Genomic DNA, 22,294 nt, shown 5'->3' with positions numbered 1-22,294 from the left:
ATCGCCAGCATAGTCACCGCGGCTCGCTGGATCGCAAGACGAGGCTGGGTGATCGGAGTACATCCGGCCGGTCGTCATACCGCTCGGTCGTGCCCTTCCCAGAAGGTGTCGCGCACTTTGCGGCGTAGCACCTTGCCGACCGGGCTCCGTGGGAGGTCGCGCCAGAAGTGGATTGCCTTGGGTGTTTTCATGCCGCCGAGCCGGGCGCGAACCAGCTGCATGAGCTCGACGTCGTCGACCGTGTGCCCGTTGCGAAGCTGGACGATCGCGGTCACCGCCTCGCCCCACTTCGGATCCGGCACCCCGACGACGGCGCAGTCCTGCACGGCCGGGTGGGACCACAGGACCTGCTCGATCTCGGTGGGGTAGATGTTGAAGCCGCCGCTGATGATCATGTCGCGGAGGCGGTCGGTGATGAAGAGATAGCCGTTGACGTCGAGATGGCCCACGTCACCGGTGTGGTGCCACGCGCTTCGGTCACTCGGCTCGTCGCCGTGATAGCACTCCATGACCAGGTCGCCCCGGACGCAGATCTCACCGGTCGTGCCAGGTGGCACCGGCGTGCCGGCGCGGTCCAGGACCGACAGCTCGACGAAGGGTGTGCCTCGACCGCACGAGGCGAGCAAACCCGGGGCGTCGCGCAGCGCCGCGACGTGGTCGGACGGAGACAGGTACGTGATGGTCATCGGTGCCTCGGCCTGCCCGTAGACCTGGGTCATGACCGGCCCGAACACCGTGAGCGCGTCGCGGAGCTTAGCCACGCTCATCGGCGCGGCCGCGTAGACGAAGTTCTCCAGACTCGAATAGTCGTGCACGCCGAGGGTCGGCTCGGCCAGCAGCATATAGATGACCGTCGGCGGCAAGAAGAGATGGGTGACCTTGTGCGCTGCGATATCCGCCAGGATCCTGACGGGATCGACCTGCCCGTGCACGATATTGGTAGCGCCTTTACTCATCAAGGCGAAGGCGAGGAATCCGGCTGCGTGGGTCATCGGTGCGGCGATGAGATGGGTTGCCGTCGCGTCAGCGACCGGCATGCCCGACAGGAAGTTGGCCACGAAGATGTCGAAAACCCGGTGCGTGAGGCGCGCGGCCTTCGGTTCGCCGGTGGTGCCGCCGGTGGGCATGAGCACGGCGAGATCATCCGGTTGCACCACCGGAAGTCCGACGCTCGCGCCGTGGCCGGCGTTCACCAGCTCGCCAAGCGGCAGCGATTCGGCTGCGCAATGACCCTGGATTTCCGCGGCGACGTCAGCCAGGTCCTCGTGGACGACGCACAGATGCGTTCCGGTGCGGCTGAGGTACGTCGCGCTTGACTGCGGCTCGGCGCGGACATTGAGCGGAACCCAGGTGCCACCCGCGCGCAGTACCGCGAGGACGGCCATGAACCCGAATGCGCTGTTCGGTGACAGGACGGCGACCGGCGTCGCCTTGGTTACCCCCCGCTCGACCAGCGCGGACGCCATGCCCCGAATCAGCTCGTCCGCCTCCAGATAGGTCCACTTCCGGTCGCCCTCGACGAGGAACACTCGTCGTCCGGCGACCGTGACGCCACGGTCGAACAGACTAGGAAGGCTCATGGGGTCCCATGCCTTGTCTCGTTGTCGCAGTGATCGAAGCGAGCAGTGGTTCCCAGCCCGATCGCGGCACGCCCCCGGAGTACGCGACGTACTGGTCGGGGCGAACCAGCGTGTAGCGACACGGATAGAGCCGGCGTGCGGCGTCGGGGAGATGGACTGTGGTGATCGGGGTGCCCAGCCGCTGCGCGGCATCGACCAGCCGGGTCGTCCCTTCGCTCGGCCGGGTCGGCGTGCCGCACGAAAGCAGTGCGGTGAGCCCAGGGCCGAGGGTGTCGTAGAGCGCGACATCGTCGTCCAGCCACACGTGCGGAGCAAGGTGCCCGGCCGCTGAACTCGGGTGGTACTCGGTCACGGAGAACTCAAGCGCGTCGCGCCCGCCATAGACAATCTGTGGGGACTGCGTGTAAAAGCATCCAAGTTGCATGCCGATCGATCGGAACTCACGCATCTTGGCTGCCACGATCTCCGCGCCCGTTCGGTCACGAGCACGTTGCCCGAGCGGGGAATCGTCGAACAGCGCCGGATCGCCGAAGCTCTGGCTCAGATGCCGGTAGTTCGCGGTCGATTCGGCGAGCACTCGCCGGTGAACCTCGCGACGTTCGCTCACGTAGCCGTCGAGGAGCACCGGCCCGGCCCATCCCTGCAGGACCGCGGCGAGCCTCCAGCCCAGATCGACCGCGTCGCCCAGGCCCATGTTCATCCCGTATCCGCCCATCGGCGGGTGCAGGTGGGCCGCATCGCCGGCCAAGAGCACCCGTCCGCGCCGGTAGGTATCGGCCAGCTGTTGCCGCGCTGCCCACGATTCGGTGCCGAGAACCTCGACCGGTGAATCGGCCGAGCCGATCATGCCCCGGATGTGCTGCTCGATGTCGAGCGCGCGCAGGTCCTGATCGTTTGCGAAACCGGTCAGCTGAGCCCACCAGGTCCCCCGCGTATCCAGCTGCCCCATGATTCCCGGCCAGTCGGGGTTCGCCACCCAGTACTGCACCGCATCGGCATGAGGGTTCACGGCCGCGAGCGCGTCTGACCGGAAGACCACCCCGAGGTTCCGCGCGATCGCCGGCTGCCCCGACATCTCAACCCCTATCGCAGCCCGCACAGCACTGTGTGCGCCGTCGCACCCGACGAGCCAGCGCGCCTTCTCGACCTTCTCAGCGCCATCGGCATCGCGACAGGTCACCAGCACTTCCTCGGCTGTCTGAACGACCCCCGACACCGTGACACCCATGACGACGCGGGCGAGCGTGAAACTGCGCAGCAGGTCCAGCAGCACCTGCTCGAACTCGCGTTGAGGAATCGTGAGCGCCGTCTCCGGGGCGACGTCTCCAGGCACGCCCTGGGTCATCAGCGCGTTCGGCATCCGGGCAACCTCGAAACCGAGCAACTCCGTCACGAACGCGATGTCGCCCGGCCACTCACGGCCAAGGGGTGCAGCCGACCTTACGCTTTCGGCGATTCCCCATCGCCGCATCAACGACATCGAGCGGACGTTCACCAGCTTCGCCCGGGGTTGGGGCGTGCTGCGCTCGGAGCGCTCGAGCAGGGTCACGGCGATTCCACGCTGCGCGAGCTCGATCGCCGTCGCGAGACCGACGGGACCGGCACCGACGACGATCACATCCTGCGCGGTCTTCCTGTTCAGGCCCATATGCGCGATAGTCCGTATCCGTGATGGTCTAGTAGACCGTCCATGTGTGGATTCGACAGAGCTGAACCCGAGATCCCGAGCTGTGACAGGGCCGCCGAGGCTGAGAGGCCTACCGCGGTGCCGCCGAGCCGTCCGTCTCGACTTGTTCGGGGCTGTCCATCAGTCTGCGCCGTTCACAGATTCGCATCGGTGGGATCACCGTCGTCAGCCATCCACATCTCGTAGCCGATCTCTCGCGAGATCAGACCGTCGGTGATGTGGAAGTTGTGGACAAGACGCATCCTGACCCGCGTGCCGTATGGCATCGGTGCGTTCTCGAAGCCCGGGCCGATCAGCTTGAACCGGACCCACATGTCGTCGACGACGCGTTCCGGCGTGGCGAATCGCTCGATCGGCTCGAAGGAGATGTCCTCAGCCGCGTCGAAGATGCGCAGGTAGTTGGCCTTGACCTGATCCTTGCCCCGATACGTGAGGCGCCGGCCGGGCACCTCCCAGATGACGTCTTCGGTATACAGGCGCATCGCCTGCTCGATGTGCAGAGGGTTCTCTTCCTGGATATGACGGTCGACGAGCCACTGAGCGTGCTCGACGGTGCCGACCTCGTGCGGACTACCCAAGATGTGCTCAGCCATGGCGGTTGTCTCCTACGAAGGTTGCTGATCAGCGTGGTTCTCGTCTGTGACGTGATTGAGGAGGGAGCCGATCCCCGTGATGGCCGTCTCGAGGACGTCGCCGTTTGCGAGGAAACGGGGCGGCGTCTGGAACAGGCCCACGCCCCCCGGGCTGCCTCCCAGGATCACGTCGCCGGCTCGCAGGGTCGTGAATCGGCTCAGTCGGGTGATCAGCTCGGCCACATCGCACAACATCTCGCCGACGGATGCGCGCTGTACCAACTCTCCGTTGAGCCTGCAGCTGATCTCCAGGGATGCCAGATCCGGCAATTCGTCGAGTGTGACAAGCGCCGGGCCCCACGGGCAGAACGTGTCGAAGCCTTTGCCGAGGCAGAACTGCGTTCCCGCGTTGAGCTGTACGTGTCGTTCGCTCACATCCTGCGCGCACATCAGCCCGGCGACATGGGACATCGCGTCGCCGCGGGTGATGTGCCGTCCCGGCTTGCCGATGACGATCGCGAGTTCGGCCTCCCAGTCGACCTGGTCGCACCCCTGGGGTATGACGATCGGGTCGTATGGCCCGGTCACCGCCGACGGGAATTTGACGAACAGCGTCGGAAGCTCATCCTGTGCCAAGCCGCTCTGCGTTGTGTGGTCACCAAAGTTCAAGCCCCAGCCGAATATCGTGCCGGGGCGGCGGATCGGTGGGCCGACCTGACCGTTCAGTACCGCGTCGTCGTGACCGGGGGCGCGCGTTGCCAGCGCGGCGACCTGGGGCAGCAACTCGTGCCGAACCAGCACGTCGAGTTCGGAAGGCAGCTGCTGACCGGAGAGGCGAGCGATGTCGTAGTGCTGTTCGCCGACCTGGACGCAGGCACGGTCGTCAATGCGGGTGAGTCTCACGGTGCAGCCTCCGTTACGGCGTCGCGGACGCGGGCCGCCGTCACCTGCGCACGGGCTGGGTCGACCAGCCGCGCTGCCTGCTCTGCCAGCCGTCCACGCCGTTGCTCGGAAGGGATGTCGTCGGCGCGCGCCATCACCAGCCAATGCAGGTGCCGGTTGTCCTCACCGAAGCACGTCGCATAGACCACGTCGGTGCGGCAGGTGACCGTGACGGCCCCGCTCAACCGTCGCAATGCCCTGCCCAGCGCCTCGGCCTCGGGCTGGGTCATCGCCGCGAGTCCCTCGGCGTGCCGAAGCAGCCGCAGGACATACCACCCCGGAACCGCCAGCGCCGGAAAGACGGTCGCCGCCCACCAGTCATCGCGGTAGACCTCAGTCGGCGCAGTCGAGGCGTGGGTACAGAGCAGGCAATCGTTCATCGGTGCGCGCCGTCGCCGAGTCGGACCACCATCACCGCCGGGTCCAGGCGCCTGCCCCGCTGACCCGGCTGACGCCCATCGGATGCCCCGATGAGCAGAACCGCGACCGGGAACTGTGTCGGCGCGAATCCGCAGACAGCGGACAACGCCTCCTCGTCGAACCCGGCCATCGGCCGAGTGGCAAGCCCCCGCGACTCCGCCACAAGCATGAAAGCCATCAGATACATCGACACATTTCGCAGGACGAAGTCGCGACGGGACCGGTTCTCGTAGAAGCGCGCTGCGACCGGACTGTCGTCCACCGTGGCCGTGTCGCCGCTGAGCACGAGTGCCGTACCGGCCGCGCGGGCCTTGGCCACGTTGGACTCCAGCAACGCCGAGCACACGCGGTCAAGCGCGCTGCCCTGAGCGACGTGAACCCGCCAGGGCTGCAAATCCAGCTCACTCGGCGCCAGACCCGCGACCTCGGCGATTGAGCAGATCTCGTCCAGTCCGACCGAAGACGGCCGGAAACCGGCACAGCTACGACGGTCCTCCAGGGCCTGCACCACTGGTCGGTCGTCCTGTGTCACGTGGGCCACGTTGCCACCTGCCATGGGCAAAAGGCTGGCACACGCCAGTGAGATACACAAGATACTTGACTGTCGTAATGCTTGACTATATTGCTGTCGTCCACCTCACCGTCTGGACGCGTTTGTGCACGAAACACCTTCACGCCGACGATGTCGGTGCGGCCGTGGATGATCGCCCCGGCGAGCTCCAGTTCCTCGACTGCTCGCTTGAGTGATCTCATTCCCCACACAAACCGACCAGGTCCGCCGCGAACGTGTCCTCGCCGGCCTGATCCACGAGTACGAGACTGTCGCATAAAATCCCAGGTCAACCTCGGTGGCCGAGGTTCTGACCAGCACAGGCTGTGATGCCAGTCGCACTGGACACCGCATCGAACGCGGGGGTGAATTTGCATCGCGGTCCCGGACGAGATGGGTGAAGCGATGCCCGGCGGTTTTGACGTCGGCGGTGAAGTCCCGGGCCAGTTGGGCGGCCCAGGCGGCGGTCGGATGCCGGGTGATGCCGAGCAGGTGGACTCGACGCGTGTGGTGCTCGATGACGAACGCGAGTAGAGCCGGGTAGGGGTGAGCGCGCAGTCGAGGTGAAAGTAGTCTGTGGCCAGCAGGCTCTGGGCGTGGGCTCGCAGGAATGTGCGCCAGGAGTCGTCGCGGTGTTTCGGTGGCGGGATCGGGGTCAGCGCTACAGCGTGCCCGTTGTGACGATCCGGTGGCTGTGCTGTGTCTTGGGATAGGAGCTTGGACAGCGCTGCGAGCACCGCCACCTCCTGGCGCAACATCAGTATCTCGGTGTTCTGCGACGCCTGCGAACGTGCCAGCAGCGCCAGCAGCGCCAGCAGCGCCAGCCGGGACAGCAGCACGCGGCTTCCGGCGAGTCGGCCGTCGAGTACGTCGAGTACGTCGAGTACGTCGAGTACGTCGAGTACGTCGAGACGAGCCTGGAGGGAGTCCCGGGCCTGTGGGGCGACTTCCTGGGCGGCGAGATCCTGGATAAGATCATCGTCAGGCCCTCCGGGCGTCCGTGACGCGCCGGGTTCGTCGGACGTCACCGCAGGTACCGTGCATGCCGAGGTGATCGCATCGTGACTGAAGCAGTGAGATTCGCCAGTGTCGTCGGGCCCGAACTGGCCGGGTCGATCGACCTGCCGGAGGGCGAGGTCCGCGGCTGGGGGATCTTCGTCCACGGCTTCACTCTGGGCAGGAAGTCACCGGCCGCTTCCCGGGTCAGCAAGCAGCTGGCCCGGGAGGGGATCGGCATGCTGCGTTATGACAACCTCGGGATCGGGGACTCCGACGGCGACTGGGGGGATGGTTCCTTCACCGTCAAGGTCCAGGACACCATCCGGGCGGCGATCATGATGGCCGAGCGGGGGACTCCGGCAGACCTGCTGGTCGGGCACTCGTGGGGAGGGGCCGCCGCCATCGCCGCGGCGGTCCAGGGCATCGGCGTCCGCGCGGTCGCCACGATCGGTGCGCCTGTCGACCCCAGCCATGTCGAGGCACAGTACGACGCGGTCATCGATCGCGTGCTCAGCGAAGGTTCGCACGAGTGGTTCGTCGGCGGCAGGACCCTGGTCCTCAAGCGCGCGTTCGTCGACGACGTCCGCCAGGCCCGCCTGCGCGACCGGATCCGCGAGTTGAACGTGCCGCTACTCGTCCTGCACTCGCCGACGGACGACACCGTCGACATCGCCAACGCGGGGGAGATCTTCCGCGAGGCACCCCACCCGCGAAGCTTCGTCGCGCTCGAAGGAGCGGACCATCTGCTGACCGTGCGAGGGCAGGCACAGCGGGCGGCCCACATCATCAGCGCCTGGGCCGACCAGTACGTCATCGCCTCGACGCCCGGTGCCGAAGTGGGCTCAGAAGAACACTGAGCCGCGATCCTGGCGAGCGTCGCCGCGATCTGCACCAGAGGTAGGGCCACCTCCGCGGATTCACGCCGAGCCGGGGGCGGCTCAAGCCGAACAAGCGCACTCTCGGCCAAGGCACGGGCGGAGCGTCCTGGGCGCGCGGCTCTCGGCAGGCGGCCAAGACGTTTCCCGGAGGTCGACCCGGCGGTGCGCCGCTCAGGTGCCGAGGAACTCGGGGACGAAGATGTCCTCGCTGGTCAGCAGCCGCTTCGAGAGGCCCTGTTCGTGGTGGTAGCGCAGGAAAGTGTCGATGGCCTTGCGGTTGGCGCCGAGGCCGTAGGGCCACCAGTCCTCGCCGAGCAGACGCCGGTTGGCTTCGAAGAGACTGCTGAACCACGGGGTGACCAGGCTCATGTGCTGCTTCGGGGCGTCGGCCAGGTATTTGCGTTCGGCCAGGTCCTTGGCCTTGAGGAACGCGCGGTAGACCGCCTGCAGGAGGTCGGTCTGCCCCACCAGATCCTTGCGGACGGCGACGATGTGCATCGGCGGGAAGATCCCGGTGCGCCGGTAGTAGTCGCGCTCTGCGGCCTCGTAGTCGGGGAAGAGCCGGGCGATCTTCGTCGAGCCGTTCAGCAGGGCCTGGGGGACGTCGACTGAGATGAGCGCGTCGATCTCACCGGATTCGAGCATGGCGCCGAGGGTCTGGTCGTCGGCCGCGTGCCGCACGCTGACTCCGGCCGGCCGCGGCTGGGGGATCCAGCCGAAGGCGGGGATGGGATGGTCGGTACCGCCGATGACCCAGCGGCACTGGTCGACGGTCACGCCGTACTCGTCGGAAAGGATGCCCTTGGGCCACACCCCCGCGTCGTGCCCGAACAGCGCGAACTCGCCGATGGTCTTGCCGGCCAGGTCCTCGGGCTTCTCGATGCCCGCCGCCGTGTTCACGAAGATGGCCGAGTGCCGGAAGTTGCGGTTCGGGAAGATCGGCAGCGCCATGAACGGCGCGTCCTCGAGATCGAAGGTGCGCAGGAAGTAGGTGAGGCCGAGTTCGGCCACGTCGTAGCGGCCTTGGAGCATGCGGCGGAAGATGTCCGAGACCAGCGGCGCGGTCTCGACAGCGGCGTCCACCCCGTCGATCCGGACGCGGCCGTCGAACAGCGCCTGCGTGTGTTCGTAGGCGTACGCGGCGAGGGTCAGCTTCGCGCTCATCGGCAGTCCTCACTTCCGTGAATGGCCTTTCACTTTTACGATGGACCGGCAGGGCGGCGTACGTCAAGATGAATGAACATTTACGTTGGAGGTCGGTCCGGTCATGCCGCGCATCACCCCCGAGCGGCGCGAGGCCAAGCGCGCGCACATCATGGCGGCGGCTCGCCGCTGCTTCTCGCGCGACGGTTTCCATCAGACCTCGATGCCCGACATCGCGGCCGAGGCCGGCGTCTCGGCCGGGGCGCCCTACCGCTACTTCGCGAGCAAAGAGGAGATCATCCTCGCCATCGCCGCAGACGCCTTCCGGTTGATATTCGACCCGGTCGAGCAGTTGGCCGCAGCCGCCGACGCCCCCTCCGTCGCCGATCTGGTGGCGGCCGCGCTCGCGGCGTTGAGCGTCGAGACCGTCGCCGATTCAGCCGGTCGCCCGGTGCCCGTGGATGAGCTGCTGCGCTGTGCCGTGCAGACCTGGTCGGAGGTGCTGCGCGACGACGCCGTGCGCTCCCGCGCTCTCGAAGGATTCGAGTCCGTGCGCCGGAGCATCGCCGATGCGCTGTGCCGCGGCCAGACGGCCGGTGTCGTACCGCTCGCCATGGAACCCGAGCGCGGCGCGCGGATGGTGATGGGCCTGCTGCACGGGCTCCTGCTGCAAAGGGCGGCCTTCGATCTGACGGAAATGACGGGATTCGACGAGGACATCCGGATCTTGCTCGAGGGCACAGAGCGGCCCGGGGCCTCTTCGAGGTGAGCCGAACGGACAGCGGCCGATCTCTCTCGACGCCATCCTCGGCCACGACGATGGCGTGCTGCTTGCAGCGGCAACTCGGTCCGTCCCGGGCGGGTTCGCCCGAGAGGACCGGGCCGTCCTCGCGGCGTTGCTGCGATCTCTATCTCGGCGTGGATCCTGGGCCTACCCCGATGTGGCGTGGGGTTCGGCGCCAAGACCAGGCGGTGCCGCGAGCTCAGGGAGCAATCAGAACCTCTGTGACGAGTTCCTCGAGCCGCAACTCGCCTTCCCTCGTCTGCACGCCGGCGGCCAGCAATTTGTGAGCGAGCGCCATGACCTCCGGGAAGGAGAGCCTGCTGGCCAGGCTGCTCTCCGTGATCAGGTCCGTCTTGGTGGAGTCGGCCGCGTCGACCGCTGTCTTGACGATGCCGATGACGGTCCGGCCCAGGCCGGCAATGCGCCGCGCCAGCGCCGCGACGAACCCGTCGAGCTCGTCCGCCGGCAGGGCGCGGTTGACGAGCCCGTAGCGCTCGGCGAGCTCCGCGTCGGCCAGTCCGGCGCCGAGGATCAGTTCTAGCGAGCGGGCGCGGCCGACGAGGGAGGTCATGTACTGCGTGCCGCCGCCGCCCGGGTAGATGCCCATCAGCGTCTCCGGCTGCGCCTGCCCGGACTTGCCGATCGCCGCGAAGCGCATGTCGAGTGCCATGGCGAACTCGTTGCCGCCGCCGCGCGCGAAGCCCGCGATCTTGCCGATGGTGACCTGTGGCAGTGCCCGGATCTCCTCGTTCAGGGCCTGGATCGCGTTGCTGGTCCCGGGCGGCAGGGTGTCGTCGGGGGCCAGCAGTGTCGGGTCGGTGAGAAAGTGCATGTCGCCGTGTGCGATGAAGAATTCCGGGTCGGCGCTCTCGAACACGATCACCTGAACCGTGTCGTCGTCGCGCACCTGTGCGGCGAACCGCCGCAGGTCCGGGATGAGCTTTGCATCGAGGATGTTCAGCGGGGGATTGTCGATCGCGACGGTCGCGACGCCGTGCTGGAGGTCCACTCTGAGGGTGGGCAGGTCTGCGTAGGTCATATGGGCACGCTATAATCTGACATCCATGTGAGATTCAAGTCCGCTGGCTGTGACCACGAACACACGGAGGACGGGATGCGGATCGGGGAGTTGGCGCGCCGGAGCGGGGTGAGTATCCGTTCACTGCGTTACTACGAGGAACAGGGGCTGCTGGCCAGCAGCCGCAGCGCGGGCGGCCATCGCCACTACACCGAGGAGGAAGTCGACCGGGTCGCGTACTTGCAGCGGCTCTACTCGGCGGGCTTGTCCAGCCAGACGATCATCGGTCTGCTTCCCTGTTTGGAGGCGCCGAGTGCCGCAAACTCCAACGCCGCTTTCGACCGTTTGCTCGAAGAACGCGACAAGCTCGTCACGCACATATCCGGCCTGACGCGGGCCTTGGAGTCCCTCAACGAGCTGATCGCCGCCAATCGGGCACACCGTGCTGCTTCGGGCGCCGGCTGAAACCACGGAGAACCCGATGGTCCCTCCGTGCTCTCGGGCCGGTCCGCGTCGCGCTGGTCGTTGATCCACTCGTTCTGGCGTATCAATCGATGTTGTAAGGCACTAGGTTCGGTGGTGTTACCCGAGACCTCGGTGACGTGGCGCACCCGCGACGAATGCGGATGCGAGCCACGGACCGGGGTCTTTCCGCATTGTGTCGCCATGAGAGGAAGTCACCATGCGACGCAGTCGTACCATGATCCGGGCCCTGATCGGGGCCGCCCTGGCAGCGGGGAGCCTGGTCGTCGTCGCCCCCGCCGCGCAGGCCATCACCATTCCGGTGGCGTGCAGCCAGACCGCGCTGGTCAACGCCGTCAACCTCGCCAACTCCACCTCCGCCGCCGACACCCTCGTCCTGGCATCGGGCTGCACTTACGTGCTGACGTCCGCGCACGGCGGTCTCACCGACGGGCTGCCGGTCATCACCACCCCCATCGAGATGATCGGCCCGGCGACCATCACCCGTGGGCCGACGGCGCTGCCCTTCCGCATCGCCGAAGTCGCCACGACGGGCAGCCTCACCCTCACCACCGGTGTCGCGATCACCAACGGCAGCGCCATCGGCGACGGCGGCGGCATCCTGAACTACGGCGCCGTCACCCTCACCAACAGCAGCCTGACCGACAACGCCGCCACCGGCGCCGGCGGAGGTCTGGCCAACGCCGACACCGCCTCGGGCACCGCTCCGGCCGCGACATTCACCAGGAGCCCGGTGGCCGACAACACCGCGGGGCTCCAAGGCGGCGGCATCTACAACGGACTGCGAGGCACGTTGACGACTACCGGCGTCACCGGCAGCCCGTTGTTCATCGACCACAACAGCGCCACGCTCGAGGGCGGCGGCATCGCCGCGGTCGACTCCACCGCGACCACCCTCACCCAGACCGCCGTGACCGTCAACGCCTCGATGGTGAACGCCGGTGGCGTCTACCGCGAGAGCGGCACCATGACCACCACCAACACGCCGATCACCGCGAACACCATCAACAACTGTGTGAGCAGCGTCCCGGCCGTGCCCAACTGCACGGGCTGACGGGAAAGACTGGTGTTCCTGCCGGAACACCGACACCACCGTAACGTCTACAGCCCGTCAGGCCGCGTCCCCGGATCGGGGGCGCGGCCTGACGAACGAGGCACTTTTTGAGCGCAGTGGACTGTCAGCCGATGCAGCCGGGTACCGGCAAGGGGCTGCCGGCGCAGTTGGTCGGGGCACCGGGCTGGTCGGCACGATCGGTCCGCCCGGGGTGCACGCGGAGTCGCCGCTTGGGGGCTCCAGGCGGCTGCCTGGGCTCAGGGGGCGACGGTCAGTGGTTGTCCGGGGTCGATGACCTTGACCGGGACGTCGGGGACGAGGCGATTGACCGCCTCGACGAACAGGCCGGGGTTCTTGTCGCTCTTGAGGAAGAGCATGTCGCCGACCTTGCCGCCGGTGAAGGCGTAGTGCTGCGGGATGGCGAGCTTCGGGCGCAGGGTGGCGGTGAGTTCGGCGGCCTCTTCGGCGTTCATGACGACCTGTTTGTTGCGCGCCATCCGGATGGTCAGGCCGTTGACGGGAAGCAGGGCCACGTCCAGCGGGCCGTAGCGGTCGGTCAGGGTGTGCAGTTCTGGGATGAGCAGTGTGTCGCCGGCGAAGTAGACGCTGCGGTCGCCGCCGCTGATGACGTAGGTGACTTCGTAGACGCCGTGCTTGCCGGGGGCGGCGGCGATGGTCAGGTCGCCGACTCGGGCGGACTGCCACGGTTCGAGTGCGCGGACGTTGGTGAAGCCGGCCTTGCGGGCTTTGCCGACGACTGGCCCGGCGACCAGGAGGGGCACGTCTTTGTCGGGGTAGCGGCGGAAGGAGTCGAGGTCGCAGTGGTCGTAGTGCTCGTGGCTGATCACGACGGCGTCCAGGTGCGGCAGCGCTTCCGGCTGGAAGGCGATCGGCTCGCCCGGGTGGTACATCGCGCGCTGGGAGAACCAGGGGTCGGTCAGCACGGTCTGGCCGCCGATCTGGATCAGGTGGCAGCTGTGGGTCACCCGGGTGATGACGAGCGACTCGGTCATGACTGTTCCCTCACTTCGCAGATAGTGCCCATCGGAAGGGGCGGGCTCATCGGTGGGCCGCGTCAGCGAGGTGGGCTCCGCCCAAGGGAGTGTCCTGAGGGGAGATGACCCGGCGGCTGATACGCCAGCCGTCGTCGTGACGCTGCAGTGTGTCAAGGTGATTCACGCTGGCGAGCGTCCTGTCCGCCCTGAGTACGAGGCCCTTGGACAGCGCGGTCGCCGTGCCGTCGCTCTCGCCGCTGATGACGATGTTCGTCACGTGATGAGCGAGGGGGTTGCCCGGGCCAAGGCGCAGGGCCGCGCTCCTGATCGCTTCGATCCCTTCAAGGGTTCCTACTCCCACTCCCAGGGCGCTCATGTCGTAGACGGCGTCGGGGGTGAAGATCTCCCCGAGCCGGCCCAGGTGGCCTTGGTCGAAGAGGTGCCCGGGCAAAGACAAGACCTCGCTGATCGCCTGGCGGTCTTCCGCGTTCAGCTCGTGTGTCATTGCGTCTCCGTTCGATTTGGTACTGAGTACCGTAGCATACCCCGTACCGTTTGGTACTGTGAACCGCAGTTGGTATGCTTACGGCCATGACTCCGCCCCTCCCGCTCGTGGAGCGCAAGCAACGCCAGGCCCGGCAGCGCATCATCGAGGCCGCCCGAGAGCTGTTCCTCGAGCGGGGCTTCGACGGCGTCTCGGTCGGCGACATCGCCGAGCGCGCCGAAGTCGGGCGCACCACCTTCTTCCGCCACTTCGGCGACAAGCAGGAGGTCGTCTTCGCCAATGAGCAGGAACTGCTCGACACGATCGCCGCGGCCAGCCAGGCCGACGGCGCCCCCGCCCCGCGCAGCGCAACCGAGGCCCTCGAACAGCTCCGCCCCGTCCTGCTCGCCCTCTGTGCCCAGGCGACGGCCGACCCCGACGCCTACACCCGCCACTTCCGGCTCATCGAGCAGCACCCGGAACTGCGCGCCCGCGACGCGGTGAAGACGCAGCAGATCGCCGACAAGATGAGTGAACTCCTCATCCACCGCGGGTCCGACGAAGCCACCGCCCGTTTCGCGGGGCAAATCGCCATCGCCTGCTTCCAGACCGCCAAATGTCTCGGCAACGACCCCCGCACCCTGGCCGACGAGATCCAAGCCGCCTTCAGCAGAGCACTCACGCTCGGGGTCGGCACCGCCCAGACCCAGGCATAACCACCTGGCTCTGGATGACCCGGCTGTCATCTAATTCGGCTGGCCGCGCTGGCCGCGCTGGCCGCGCTGGCCGCGCTGGCCGCGCTGGCCGCGCTGGCCGTACCGGCCGCGCTGGCCGCGCCGCCATCGCCAGCACGTCCGGATCCCGATCGGGCAACATGGCGGACCAGTTGGTGGGCGTGCCGGAGTTGGGGGCAGTGCTCTCAAGAAGCCGGCGCGGGCGCACGGCTGAAGGGCGCCTGCGTCGGCGCCCTTCAGCCGTATCTCCTCCAAAGCCCCACGGCCATCCGGCGGTTGGTCCATGCCCCAACGCCGCGCACCGTTCCACCGGCTGTCACGCGATCCGGTTACCGTCAACCGTGATCAGGCGTTGATGCGCGTGCTTTCCCGCAGCTGCCGGACCTCGGCGTCGAGCTCTTCGATCCGTCGGTTGAGCGCCTGGATGCACACCAGGGCGACGCCGTGGGCGTCGACCTGGTCGATCACCGTGTCGTCGGAGTTGAAGGGGAAGGCTGCATGCCAGTCCTGGGCCATCGGTCCCAGGTGGCGCACGTCCTGCGGTTCCCACCGATAGCGCCATGTGCTGACTGGCAAGGCGGCGACCGCCTTCAGGACGGCGTGGCCGTTGACCGCGCCCGCCGGTGCCGTACCCTCCGTCGCGAGTAGCGGCGGGCGCGTTCCTGTCGGGCGTGCTGGTCGATGTCTCCAGCTCAGGATGCGCATGGCCTAACGGCTCCAGTCGACCGGCACCAGATCGTGCTTGAGCCTGCGGTCGCTGATTTGGGTGTAGACGTTTTGCTGCTGGTCGGTGCCGAGGGTGATCGCGCCGTGCGTGCTGGTCGGCGCGTGGACTCCGTCGCCGACGAGCACCGCATAGTAGCCGGAGAGAAGCTCCTGCACGGTTCCCGGGCCGACGTTCTCGGGCGCGTCGATGTCCGCGATGCCGTCGTATCCGGTGTACGCCTGGCCCAGGAAGCGGCCGTCGGCGGTGGTGAACTGCACGAGCATGCCGCGGATCGGTTGCCCCGTCACGGGATCCATCGCCTGGGCGCTGAGGTCTTCGAGGTCCAACGCGGTGAGGTTCAAGGTCGCTTGTGTCGCCACGAGACGGACCGGTTGCAGCTGATCCTGGCCGGTGCTCGGGGGCGTCACAGCATCGGCCGCCGGGGCGGCGACGGCCGGTCCGGCCAGTCCGAGCGAGGCCAGGGCAGCCGCGGCCAAGGCGGCGGACTTGCGTCCCACGTATTTCATGACTTTCTCCGTCTGTTCGAAGTGGTACTCCCGTCGCAGCTTTCTATCATGAATAAGATTTCAGCTGTAAATAGTGCAATCATCGAAGGTTTGGATATGTGCTAAGTGCGATGCGAAAGCTGCAAAAATTATCCCGGGCCGGGTCGCCGAAGATCCATGTGACCCGGGACAACCACGTCGTCCGTCCAGGACGACCCTGATACCGCAGAGGAACATCCGATGAAGGCAATGAAGCGGAAACTCAAGATCAGCACCTGCGCCATGGCGGCAGTCGGTACGTTGATGCTCGCCGCGCCGGCCGCGCATGCGGCCGAATGGCGGCGGGTCGACACTTCCAGCACCTGGGCGGGTTGCCAGACGTATCTCCTCACCTACTTCGGCAACTGGCCCGCGGATCGGGTCAAGTGCGAAATCGACGGCCCGTGGAGCCCGTGGCAGACCTACGGAGGTTACGTCTACTACTGATCCGTGCGGGCCGGCGCCCATCCACGGCTGGGCGCTTCGGTGAGACGTCGATCGGCTACCGCGCTGATCGACGTCCCGCCAGGCCCCTTCGGTTCCCCTGCTGCGTGCGGTTCAGTGCATCCCCGGAATATCAGATGCAATGCGGTGTCGTGGAATCCCATGCGGAGACGCCGTACGCGTTGACGGCTCGCACCACGAAGCACGCGCTGACCGGGTACGCCTGGGAGTTGTCGGGGCGCTGGTAGGTGGTCCCTGTCACGGTGTCGATGACGTCGACCGTCCGGGGGTCGGGGTCTGGGGCGACGCCACCAAGGGTGTAGTGGACTTGGTAGCTGGTGGCGTCCGGGACTGCCGACCACGTGAACGTCACCGTGTACCCGCTCATGTCGGAGCCGACGGTCGGCGTCTGCCCGGTCGGGGCCTGCGGCGGGTTGCCGCGCGGCGGGGGGTTTGACGGCGGGTTGGACGGTGGGGCCGACGTCGACGGTTTGATCGGCGGGGAGGTCGAGTGCGGCGGTGTGCTGTGGCCGTTCCCGGAGGTCGTGGCGGTGCCGTGCGGGTCGGTGACGACGACTGTGCTCGGCGGCGGATCTGGCGGGCTGTTCACGACCGAGCCGGGTGCGCTCGACACGGTCGTGAGCGGCCCGGCGGGCACGGAGGAACCGTGCGATCCGGGCGGCGGGGCGGGACTGCCGGCGGAGGATGGCGGCGTGCCGGAACCCGTGGGTGTGGTCGGCGAAGCAGACGGTGTGGATCCGCCGACGGGATCGGGACCCAGCCCGCGTGACGAGTTCTTCTTGCCGTCCTGCATGAGGTCCGCGCCGATGAGCCCGGCGCCGACGATGACAGCAAGGGTCGCGGCGAGGGCAACGGCGACGCGGCGGCGACCGTTCGGGAGGTTCGGGGGGTTCGGGCTGCTCGGGCGGTCGGTGGCCGGGCTGTTCGAGGAGGCCGGGATGGACGCGGGATCGTCTGGCACCGTCGCTGAATCGTCAGGCTGCGCCGCCTGTGCAATCCTGGCCGGCTCAGCGACGCCGGCCCCGGGCACTCCGGCTGGCTCTGCGTCCCCAGCCGGCTCTGCGTCCCCGGCTGGCTCTGCGTCCCCGGCCGGGAACTGCCTCGCGGGCAATGGCTGTGTCGGCCCAGGTTCTGCCTGGCCACCCGGCTGCGGCTCAAGTGGCGTCAGTGCCGACTCCGGCTCGCGCTTCGGTGCCGCCTCGTCCGAGTCGCCCTCCGACTCGGCCTCGAACCCGGATTCCGGTCCCGGCGGCATCGGCTCGGTCGCCACCTGCGCCACCGGCTTCGGCCGCGGCGGCACCACCGCCATCACAGGCCGCGTCAGCATGCTGCCGATCTGCTGCTGCAACGCCGGCGCGGCGGGCCGGTCGTCGGGTTCCTTGGCCAGGCAGGTCGCGATCAGGGCCAGGATCGGCTTGTCCTCGATGCCGGCGAGATCCGGCTCCTCGTGAACGATGCGGTAGGAGAGGGTCGTCGGGTCGGCCTCGCCGAAGGGGTGACGCCCGGTGATCGCAAAGCACAGAACGCCGCCCAGTGCGAAGACGTCAGCGGGCGGGCCGACCTTGCCGCGCCCGCGGATCTGCTCCGGCGCCATGTAGGGCGGGGTCCCGACCACGACGCCGGCGCGAGTGATGGTGCTGGCCGCCGACTCGCGGGCGATGCCGAAGTCGATGAGGTGCGGGCCGTTCGCGGCGAGCAGCACGTTGGCCGGCTTGACGTCGCGGTGCACCAGGCCGGCGCCGTGGATCGTGGCCAGCGCCTCGGCCAGGCCCGCTGCCACCGCCTGCGCCTGCGCCGGAGCCAGCGGCCCCCGCTCGGCGACCACGTCGCTCAGCGGCGGCCCGTCGATGAACTCGGTGGCCAGCCACGGCTCCGGCGCGTCGAGGTCGAAGGCGATGACACCGGCGACGAACTTGCCGCTCACCCTCGCCGTCGCGGCAGCCTCCCGGGCGAAACGCCGCCGGAACTCGGCATCCTGCAACAGGTCGGCGTTGACCACCTTCACAGCGGCCTGACTGCCATCCTGGTCGACGCCCAGATAGACACGGCCCATGCCCCCGGCACCCAGCAACCGCAGCACCTGATACGGCCCGATGGCCTCCGGATCAGCCCTTCGGAAACGCGCCATCCCCGACCCCCCTGCGTGCTCGCCCCCGTACCGACCGATGCGGGTCGCACTTTAACGGACGCCGGCGTACACAGAAACGATCCCGGCTTGAGAATCAGAGTACTTAGAACGTGACGGAGTGCCGAAGCCGACGGCACTCTCGGCGGAGGGTGAGATGTGTCTGCTCCGCAGAATCTTGCGGATGGCGGCTGCGGCGACCCGGTGGCCCAGGCGTTTCAGCTTGCCCAGGTCAGCCTGGTTGAACAAAGGCTTCATCAGGTGCCCCGGCAGGATTCGAACCTGCGGCCATCGGAGGAGAAGGAATCCAGGAGCCGTGGATGCCGCCGGGCACGCGGCGCGGCAGGTGGATCGAGGCCGATGTGCTCAGATCCTGTGCGTTGAGCACCAGGAGTCGCGATGCGTCAGCCACCAGGTCGCTGACGATGGTCAGCAGGTAGCCGTCGTCTTCCGCTGTCCCGCCCAGCGCGGGCACGAAGACGGCCTCCCCGGCGTAACGGCCGCGGCCGGGGTGGAATAGGCGGCGCTCGCCGGTGGCCGTGTTCAGCTTGACGAGTGCGAACTCGTCCAGGCCGGCGCCGGGGAAGGCGACGTGGTAGCTGATGCTGGAGCGTCGGCCGGTCAGGCGGTCGTCGACTGTCGGGAAGTCTGTGGCGAGGTCGTCGATTGGCTCTTCGAGTGCGGTGCCGGCCACCGGGTCCAACAGCCAGCGGGTGACGACGGCTCCGGACGTGGGCGCGTTCGGGTGGCCGGGCGCGCCGATCCACCACTTCCAGGACGTCTCCCAGGCCGCCTGGTCGTAGGCGGTGCCCTCGAGCAGCACCTTGCCATCGGGCAGGTCGCAGGCGTTGACGACGTGCAGCACCGTCTTCTGGTCGACCTCGATCCAGGTGACGCCGGAGTCGCCGAGCCGGTCGAGCACGCCGATCCGGGCGGGCCGGTCGTCGTGCCAGCGGTACGGGATACCCGAAGTCTCAGCCGGATCGAAGACTACCGGCGGGTCGAGGAACACGGCCTTGCCGGCGGTGATGGCGAAGTCATGCATCAGGCCGGGGCCGGCGCCGGGGACGGGTTCGCTGCGCACGATGTGCCCGTCCGGAGAGGCCTCGAAATACGTTAGGTGTGGTTCGAACGGCGAGTAGCTGAAGAAGTGCAGCAGACCGGTTTCGGGGTCCTGCTTGGGATGGGCTGTCATCGCCGTCGTGAGCTTGCCGTGAAAGTCGAACGGGCCGAGCGTTTCGAGTTCGGGCGTCACGGCGAAGGGCAGGTTGGCTTCCTGCAGCGCCAGGAGTCGACCGCCGTGCTCGATGATGTGTGTTCCCGCGACGCTCGCCGTGAGGTCGATCGACCCGTCCTGGCGTACGAGCGGGGCGCCGTCCAGAGCCGGGGTCTTGACCCAGCGATTGCGGTACCACTGCGCTCGGCCGTCGGCGAGCCGGACGCCGTGCAGCATGCCGGAGCCCCTGAACCAGTGGCTCGGGGTGATTCCGGGCTTGGGATTGTGGCCGTTGCGTACGTACAGGCCGCTGAGCTCGGGCGGCAGCTTTCCGCTGATCGAGAGGTCGACGGCGGTGATCTCGTCCGGGACGGGCGTGAAGTGGCCGGTGAGGTATGGCTTGTTCAACATGGCTGTTCTTCTCTCTTCACGATCGAGGAGTCGAGCACCACCATAAACTGGGCGGTCGCCAGGGTGGCGAGGGCCAGGCCGTCCCGCGAGGACGCCCTGGTTCGGTCGCCGTGCGAAGCGACCTTCCCGGATGGCCTTGTGCGTAACTGGTCACTCACTACTTCTCCTAATAGAACGACCGCAGACGGGTCAGACGCCGTAGTCGGAGCGGAGCCGGAGACGGGCAACCGGAAGACGGCCGAAGATCCGTGCCGACTGCCGACCGCGCGCGGGCAGCGAATCGGAGCCCGTGTCAGTCCTCTGATCCGGGGTCACCGTGTGTGGCCGCCGACCAGGCGGTGGTCGCGCTTCACGATCCGGCCGCCGACCAGGACGGCCTCGGCCTCAGCACGCTGAGCTTGCAGGACGACGTGGCCGTGCGGGTTCAGCAGTGGCGTCATCGCCGGCGAGTTCTCGTTGCGGACGAGCACCAGGTCCGCCTTCTTGCCGATCTCGATGCTCCCGAGGTCCCCCTCCCGCCCGATCGCCCGCGCGCCACCGCGCGTGGCCCACTCGACCACCTGGTCGGCGTGCAGCGAGGCGTGGGTCACGGTCTCGCCGCGGGCGTGCGCCCTCAGGTGCTCGTAGGCGCGGTCGGCGCCGAGCGTGGTGCGCATCGCGGTGAACAGGTCGCCGCTGGACAACACGCAGCTGTCTATCGACAGCGACACCGGGATGCCGTGGGCCCGCAGGGCGGCCGTGGCGAGATAGCCCTGCCCGGCGCTCTGTTCGCTTTCCGTGGACACCGACACCGATCCGCCGGTGGCCGCGATGCGGGCGTAGGAGTCCTCCGAGAGCGTCGAGGCGTGGACGTATACGGTCCGGGGCTCGGCGTATCCGTTCTCGTGGACCAGCCGGACCGCGTCGTCGCCGGTCGCGCCCCAGACCCCGGCGTGCGTGGTCACCGCCAGGTCCAGCTCGCGGGCGACCTCGAACGCCGGCTGCTCGGGGAAGGCCGGGTCGCCGGTGACGTCGAAGGCGATCTGGAAGCCTTCGAGATCGCCGGCCCGGCGGTCGAAGAACTTCCGGAACTCGGGGGTGCCGGTCCAGTTCGCGGGCGCGTCCTGGATGTTGCCGTAGGCCAGCACGAACCGGCCCGGCACCGAGGCGAGCGCGTCGACCGCGGCGTCGGCGTGGTCGATCGTCTGCAGGCCGTGCGACCAGTCCACGACGGTGGTGACGCCGGAGTCGATCGCCTCCACAGCGCCGAACAGGTTGCCGGCATGGATGTCCTCGGGCCGGAACTTCTTGCCCCAGTTCAGGTAGAACCAGACGAAGTACTGGGTGAGGGTCCAGTCCGCGCCGTAGCCGCGGGTCGTGGACTGCCACATGTGCCGGTGGGTGTCGATCATGCCGGGCATGACGATGCCGCCTCGGGCGTCGATCTCCTCGGGGCCTCTGTGCACGTGGCGTCGACGGCCTGGTTCTATACGGTGCCGGAGATACGCCGGTACGCGGGCGCCCACAAGGCGCGGTACATCTACGTTCCCGTGGTCCGGATCGCATCCGGTGCGATCGTCGCCGCGGCGTTGCCGCCGGAGCCGGTTCGGTGGGCCTCGCTCGGTTTCTACGGCTGGCAGTTCTGGCACTTCCAGAAGCAGAACCTCGGGTTGGCGGCGCTGGCCGCGACAGCGACGGGCACTGCCCGGTTGAGCCGGCGGGAGCGGGCGGCGATAGTCGCGGCCGGTGTGTTCGGCGTCGCGGCGCTTATTGTGAGACGCGCGGGAACCCGGCCCGGTTCCGCCAGCTCCGATCACCATCCGACGCAATGAGATTGACCCATCCGGATAATCGAGCTCATGGGCACTGACATCTCGGGCTGGATAGAGATCCTCACCGAGGACTGGAACAGCGGCGACATAGCCGAGCGCTGGCTCGCGGTCGTGGACCTTGGCCACCTCTACCTCGGTCGGGACTACGACGCCTTCGGCTGTCTGTTCGGGGTGCGCAACTTTGCGGGCTTTCGGCCGCTCGCGGCGGATCGCGGGCTGCCCGAGGACGCTTCGGCCAAGGTCCAGGACGAGTGCGAGGGGATAGGCGGGCACAGCCCTACCTGGATCTCCTGGGCCGAGCTTGCCGTCGTGGACTGGGCCGAGCCCGCTGTCCGGGTCGACGAACGCGTCCACAAGTACCGGCGGCTCAGTGACGGCTCGCTTCAGTTCGTGAGTAAGGCCGCATACGACGGGGATCTCGAGAAGCTGATCGGTTCGGCGCGTGGCCCGGGCGAGTCGGCGGACCTTTACCCGGAAGGTACTGAGTGGACCGACGGCGACACCGTCTACCGTGTCGAGCGCCTGCGCCGCAGCGATGCGGTGGCCCCGGACGGCGAATGGCGTCCGGTCTGGGCTGTGATGGAAGCCCTGGCCTCGGTGCACGATCCTGAGAAGGTACGCCTCGTCGTCTGTTTCGATTCCTGATAAGAGTCGATTGGTCTCCTCCGATGGAATCGGCTCACTACAACAGT

The 22,294-nt window shown here is 67.8% G+C and carries 23 protein-coding genes and 1 pseudogene; 8 read left to right on the top strand and 16 right to left on the bottom strand.

Annotated elements, in window-relative coordinates; all coding sequences use genetic code 11:
- Nucleotides 1-74 precede the first annotated feature (74 nt).
- The 7 genes from KGQ19_RS07440 to KGQ19_RS07410 all read right to left on the bottom strand — a co-directional run bounded on the left by KGQ19_RS07440 (nt 75) and on the right by KGQ19_RS07410 (nt 6,779).
- Nucleotides 75-1,580: an AMP-binding protein gene (locus tag KGQ19_RS07440; protein WP_212008341.1), complete on the bottom strand. Its 1,506-nt coding sequence runs from the start codon at nt 1,578-1,580 to the stop codon at nt 75-77.
- Entirely contained in the window at nt 1,567-3,228 is a 1,662-nt protein-coding gene (locus KGQ19_RS07435; RefSeq protein ID WP_212008340.1) for an FAD-dependent oxidoreductase, read from the bottom strand. The genes KGQ19_RS07440 and KGQ19_RS07435 overlap by 14 nt, the downstream gene beginning before the upstream one ends.
- 173 nt (nt 3,229-3,401) lie before the next feature.
- Entirely contained in the window at nt 3,402-3,860 is a 459-nt protein-coding gene (locus tag KGQ19_RS07430; RefSeq protein WP_212008339.1) for a nuclear transport factor 2 family protein, read from the bottom strand.
- 12 nt (nt 3,861-3,872) lie between these two features.
- Nucleotides 3,873-4,742 carry a fumarylacetoacetate hydrolase family protein gene (locus KGQ19_RS07425; protein ID WP_212008338.1) on the bottom strand — a complete coding sequence of 290 codons (870 nt, stop codon included), beginning with the start codon at nt 4,740-4,742 and terminating at the stop codon, nt 3,873-3,875.
- On the bottom strand, nt 4,739-5,161 hold the full coding sequence (locus KGQ19_RS07420; RefSeq protein ID WP_212008337.1) for a hypothetical protein: 423 nt from the start codon (nt 5,159-5,161) through the stop codon (nt 4,739-4,741). Before KGQ19_RS07420 ends, KGQ19_RS07425 begins: the two co-directional genes overlap by 4 nt.
- Nucleotides 5,158-5,733 carry a nitroreductase family protein gene (locus KGQ19_RS07415; protein ID WP_212008336.1) on the bottom strand — a complete coding sequence of 192 codons (576 nt, stop codon included), beginning with the start codon at nt 5,731-5,733 and terminating at the stop codon, nt 5,158-5,160. Before KGQ19_RS07415 ends, KGQ19_RS07420 begins: the two co-directional genes overlap by 4 nt.
- Nucleotides 5,730-6,779, bottom strand: coding sequence for a hypothetical protein (locus tag KGQ19_RS07410; RefSeq protein WP_212008335.1), 1,050 nt, complete (start codon nt 6,777-6,779; stop codon nt 5,730-5,732). The genes KGQ19_RS07415 and KGQ19_RS07410 overlap by 4 nt, the downstream gene beginning before the upstream one ends.
- A gap of 33 nt (nt 6,780-6,812) precedes the next feature.
- Between KGQ19_RS07410 and KGQ19_RS07405 the strand changes: the two genes are divergently transcribed.
- Nucleotides 6,813-7,607: an alpha/beta hydrolase family protein gene (locus tag KGQ19_RS07405; protein ID WP_212008334.1), complete on the top strand. Its 795-nt coding sequence runs from the start codon at nt 6,813-6,815 to the stop codon at nt 7,605-7,607.
- 192 nt (nt 7,608-7,799) lie between these two features.
- Here KGQ19_RS07405 and KGQ19_RS07400 read toward each other — a convergent pair whose 3' ends face one another.
- Nucleotides 7,800-8,792 carry a substrate-binding domain-containing protein gene (locus KGQ19_RS07400; RefSeq protein WP_230418303.1) on the bottom strand — a complete coding sequence of 331 codons (993 nt, stop codon included), beginning with the start codon at nt 8,790-8,792 and terminating at the stop codon, nt 7,800-7,802.
- Nucleotides 8,793-8,895: 103 nt separating this feature from the next.
- Between KGQ19_RS07400 and KGQ19_RS07395 the strand changes: the two genes are divergently transcribed.
- Nucleotides 8,896-9,540, top strand: a complete 645-nt coding sequence (locus tag KGQ19_RS07395; protein ID WP_212008333.1) for a TetR/AcrR family transcriptional regulator — start codon at nt 8,896-8,898, stop codon at nt 9,538-9,540.
- A 214-nt stretch (nt 9,541-9,754) separates the two neighbouring features.
- Here KGQ19_RS07395 and KGQ19_RS07390 read toward each other — a convergent pair whose 3' ends face one another.
- Complete coding sequence (locus tag KGQ19_RS07390; RefSeq protein ID WP_212237036.1) at nt 9,755-10,594, bottom strand: enoyl-CoA hydratase/isomerase family protein; 840 nt, start codon at nt 10,592-10,594, stop codon at nt 9,755-9,757.
- 75 nt (nt 10,595-10,669) lie between these two features.
- On the opposite strand from KGQ19_RS07390, the gene KGQ19_RS07385 reads away from it, so the two are divergent.
- Both KGQ19_RS07385 and KGQ19_RS07380 read left to right on the top strand, forming a co-directional pair.
- Nucleotides 10,670-11,038 (top strand): MerR family transcriptional regulator, encoded by a 369-nt coding sequence (locus tag KGQ19_RS07385; RefSeq protein ID WP_212008331.1) that lies wholly within the window; start codon nt 10,670-10,672, stop codon nt 11,036-11,038.
- Between the two features lie 217 nt (nt 11,039-11,255).
- Nucleotides 11,256-12,110: a hypothetical protein gene (locus tag KGQ19_RS07380; protein ID WP_212008330.1), complete on the top strand. Its 855-nt coding sequence runs from the start codon at nt 11,256-11,258 to the stop codon at nt 12,108-12,110.
- Nucleotides 12,111-12,367: 257 nt separating this feature from the next.
- On the opposite strand, the gene KGQ19_RS07375 is transcribed toward KGQ19_RS07380, so the two are convergent.
- Together KGQ19_RS07375 and KGQ19_RS07370 are read right to left on the bottom strand one after the other, a co-directional pair.
- Entirely contained in the window at nt 12,368-13,123 is a 756-nt protein-coding gene (locus tag KGQ19_RS07375; RefSeq protein ID WP_212008329.1) for an MBL fold metallo-hydrolase, read from the bottom strand.
- A gap of 46 nt (nt 13,124-13,169) precedes the next feature.
- Nucleotides 13,170-13,610, bottom strand: coding sequence for a nuclear transport factor 2 family protein (locus KGQ19_RS07370; protein ID WP_212008328.1), 441 nt, complete (start codon nt 13,608-13,610; stop codon nt 13,170-13,172).
- 86 nt (nt 13,611-13,696) lie between these two features.
- Between KGQ19_RS07370 and KGQ19_RS07365 the strand changes: the two genes are divergently transcribed.
- Entirely contained in the window at nt 13,697-14,305 is a 609-nt protein-coding gene (locus tag KGQ19_RS07365) for a TetR/AcrR family transcriptional regulator (protein ID WP_212008327.1), read from the top strand.
- A 363-nt stretch (nt 14,306-14,668) separates the two neighbouring features.
- Here the strand turns inward: KGQ19_RS07365 and KGQ19_RS07360 are convergent, their stop codons facing one another.
- Together KGQ19_RS07360 and KGQ19_RS07355 are read right to left on the bottom strand one after the other, a co-directional pair.
- Nucleotides 14,669-15,028, bottom strand: coding sequence for a tail fiber domain-containing protein (locus KGQ19_RS07360; protein WP_212008326.1), 360 nt, complete (start codon nt 15,026-15,028; stop codon nt 14,669-14,671).
- Between the two features lie 3 nt (nt 15,029-15,031).
- The gene (locus KGQ19_RS07355) at nt 15,032-15,556 is read right to left on the bottom strand and encodes a hypothetical protein (protein WP_212008325.1); all 525 of its coding nucleotides are present in this window, start codon (nt 15,554-15,556) and stop codon (nt 15,032-15,034) included.
- Nucleotides 15,557-15,775: 219 nt separating this feature from the next.
- On the opposite strand from KGQ19_RS07355, the gene KGQ19_RS07350 reads away from it, so the two are divergent.
- Nucleotides 15,776-16,021, top strand: coding sequence for a hypothetical protein (locus KGQ19_RS07350; protein WP_212008324.1), 246 nt, complete (start codon nt 15,776-15,778; stop codon nt 16,019-16,021).
- 130 nt (nt 16,022-16,151) lie between these two features.
- Here the strand turns inward: KGQ19_RS07350 and KGQ19_RS07345 are convergent, their stop codons facing one another.
- The 3 genes and pseudogenes from KGQ19_RS07345 to KGQ19_RS07335 all read right to left on the bottom strand — a co-directional run.
- Nucleotides 16,152-18,167 carry a serine/threonine protein kinase gene (locus tag KGQ19_RS07345; RefSeq protein WP_212008323.1) on the bottom strand — a complete coding sequence of 672 codons (2,016 nt, stop codon included), beginning with the start codon at nt 18,165-18,167 and terminating at the stop codon, nt 16,152-16,154.
- A 229-nt stretch (nt 18,168-18,396) separates the two neighbouring features.
- Nucleotides 18,397-19,791 carry a carotenoid oxygenase family protein gene (locus tag KGQ19_RS07340; RefSeq protein ID WP_212008322.1) on the bottom strand — a complete coding sequence of 465 codons (1,395 nt, stop codon included), beginning with the start codon at nt 19,789-19,791 and terminating at the stop codon, nt 18,397-18,399.
- A 326-nt stretch (nt 19,792-20,117) separates the two neighbouring features.
- A pseudogene (locus KGQ19_RS07335) lies at nt 20,118-21,227 on the bottom strand (amidohydrolase family protein); the annotation flags it as partial.
- Between KGQ19_RS07335 and KGQ19_RS07330 the strand changes: the two are divergent.
- The gene (locus KGQ19_RS07330; RefSeq protein ID WP_212008320.1) at nt 21,168-21,602 is read left to right on the top strand and encodes a hypothetical protein; all 435 of its coding nucleotides are present in this window, start codon (nt 21,168-21,170) and stop codon (nt 21,600-21,602) included. The pseudogene KGQ19_RS07335 and the gene KGQ19_RS07330 sit on opposite strands and share 60 nt — an antisense overlap.
- A gap of 27 nt (nt 21,603-21,629) precedes the next feature.
- The gene (locus tag KGQ19_RS07325) at nt 21,630-22,247 is read left to right on the top strand and encodes a hypothetical protein (protein WP_212008319.1); all 618 of its coding nucleotides are present in this window, start codon (nt 21,630-21,632) and stop codon (nt 22,245-22,247) included.
- The last annotated feature ends 47 nt before the right edge of the window (nt 22,248-22,294 follow it).

Source organism: Catenulispora pinistramenti, assembly GCF_018274385.1.
In the GTDB taxonomy this organism is placed as follows: Bacteria; Actinomycetota; Actinomycetes; order Streptomycetales; family Catenulisporaceae; genus Catenulispora; species Catenulispora pinistramenti.
This window is presented reverse-complemented; position numbering and strand designations above follow the sequence as displayed.

Coding starts and splice junctions, on each gene's coding strand:
- KGQ19_RS07440 (WP_212008341.1), bottom strand. CDS start 1,580: ATGAGCCTTCCTAGTCTGTTCGACCGTGGCGTCACGGTCGCCGGACGA.
- KGQ19_RS07435 (WP_212008340.1), bottom strand. CDS start 3,228: ATGGGCCTGAACAGGAAGACCGCGCAGGATGTGATCGTCGTCGGTGCC.
- KGQ19_RS07430 (WP_212008339.1), bottom strand. CDS start 3,860: ATGGCTGAGCACATCTTGGGTAGTCCGCACGAGGTCGGCACCGTCGAG.
- KGQ19_RS07420 (WP_212008337.1), bottom strand. CDS start 5,161: ATGAACGATTGCCTGCTCTGTACCCACGCCTCGACTGCGCCGACTGAG.
- KGQ19_RS07400 (WP_230418303.1), bottom strand. CDS start 8,792: ATGAGCGCGAAGCTGACCCTCGCCGCGTACGCCTACGAACACACGCAG.
- KGQ19_RS07395 (WP_212008333.1), top strand. CDS start 8,896: ATGCCGCGCATCACCCCCGAGCGGCGCGAGGCCAAGCGCGCGCACATC.
- KGQ19_RS07390 (WP_212237036.1), bottom strand. CDS start 10,594: ATGACCTACGCAGACCTGCCCACCCTCAGAGTGGACCTCCAGCACGGC.
- KGQ19_RS07385 (WP_212008331.1), top strand. CDS start 10,670: ATGCGGATCGGGGAGTTGGCGCGCCGGAGCGGGGTGAGTATCCGTTCA.
- KGQ19_RS07380 (WP_212008330.1), top strand. CDS start 11,256: ATGCGACGCAGTCGTACCATGATCCGGGCCCTGATCGGGGCCGCCCTG.
- KGQ19_RS07375 (WP_212008329.1), bottom strand. CDS start 13,123: ATGACCGAGTCGCTCGTCATCACCCGGGTGACCCACAGCTGCCACCTG.
- KGQ19_RS07370 (WP_212008328.1), bottom strand. CDS start 13,610: ATGACACACGAGCTGAACGCGGAAGACCGCCAGGCGATCAGCGAGGTC.
- KGQ19_RS07365 (WP_212008327.1), top strand. CDS start 13,697: ATGACTCCGCCCCTCCCGCTCGTGGAGCGCAAGCAACGCCAGGCCCGG.
- KGQ19_RS07360 (WP_212008326.1), bottom strand. CDS start 15,028: ATGCGCATCCTGAGCTGGAGACATCGACCAGCACGCCCGACAGGAACG.
- KGQ19_RS07355 (WP_212008325.1), bottom strand. CDS start 15,556: ATGAAATACGTGGGACGCAAGTCCGCCGCCTTGGCCGCGGCTGCCCTG.
- KGQ19_RS07350 (WP_212008324.1), top strand. CDS start 15,776: ATGAAGGCAATGAAGCGGAAACTCAAGATCAGCACCTGCGCCATGGCG.
- KGQ19_RS07345 (WP_212008323.1), bottom strand. CDS start 18,167: ATGGCGCGTTTCCGAAGGGCTGATCCGGAGGCCATCGGGCCGTATCAG.
- KGQ19_RS07340 (WP_212008322.1), bottom strand. CDS start 19,791: ATGTTGAACAAGCCATACCTCACCGGCCACTTCACGCCCGTCCCGGAC.
- KGQ19_RS07325 (WP_212008319.1), top strand. CDS start 21,630: ATGGGCACTGACATCTCGGGCTGGATAGAGATCCTCACCGAGGACTGG.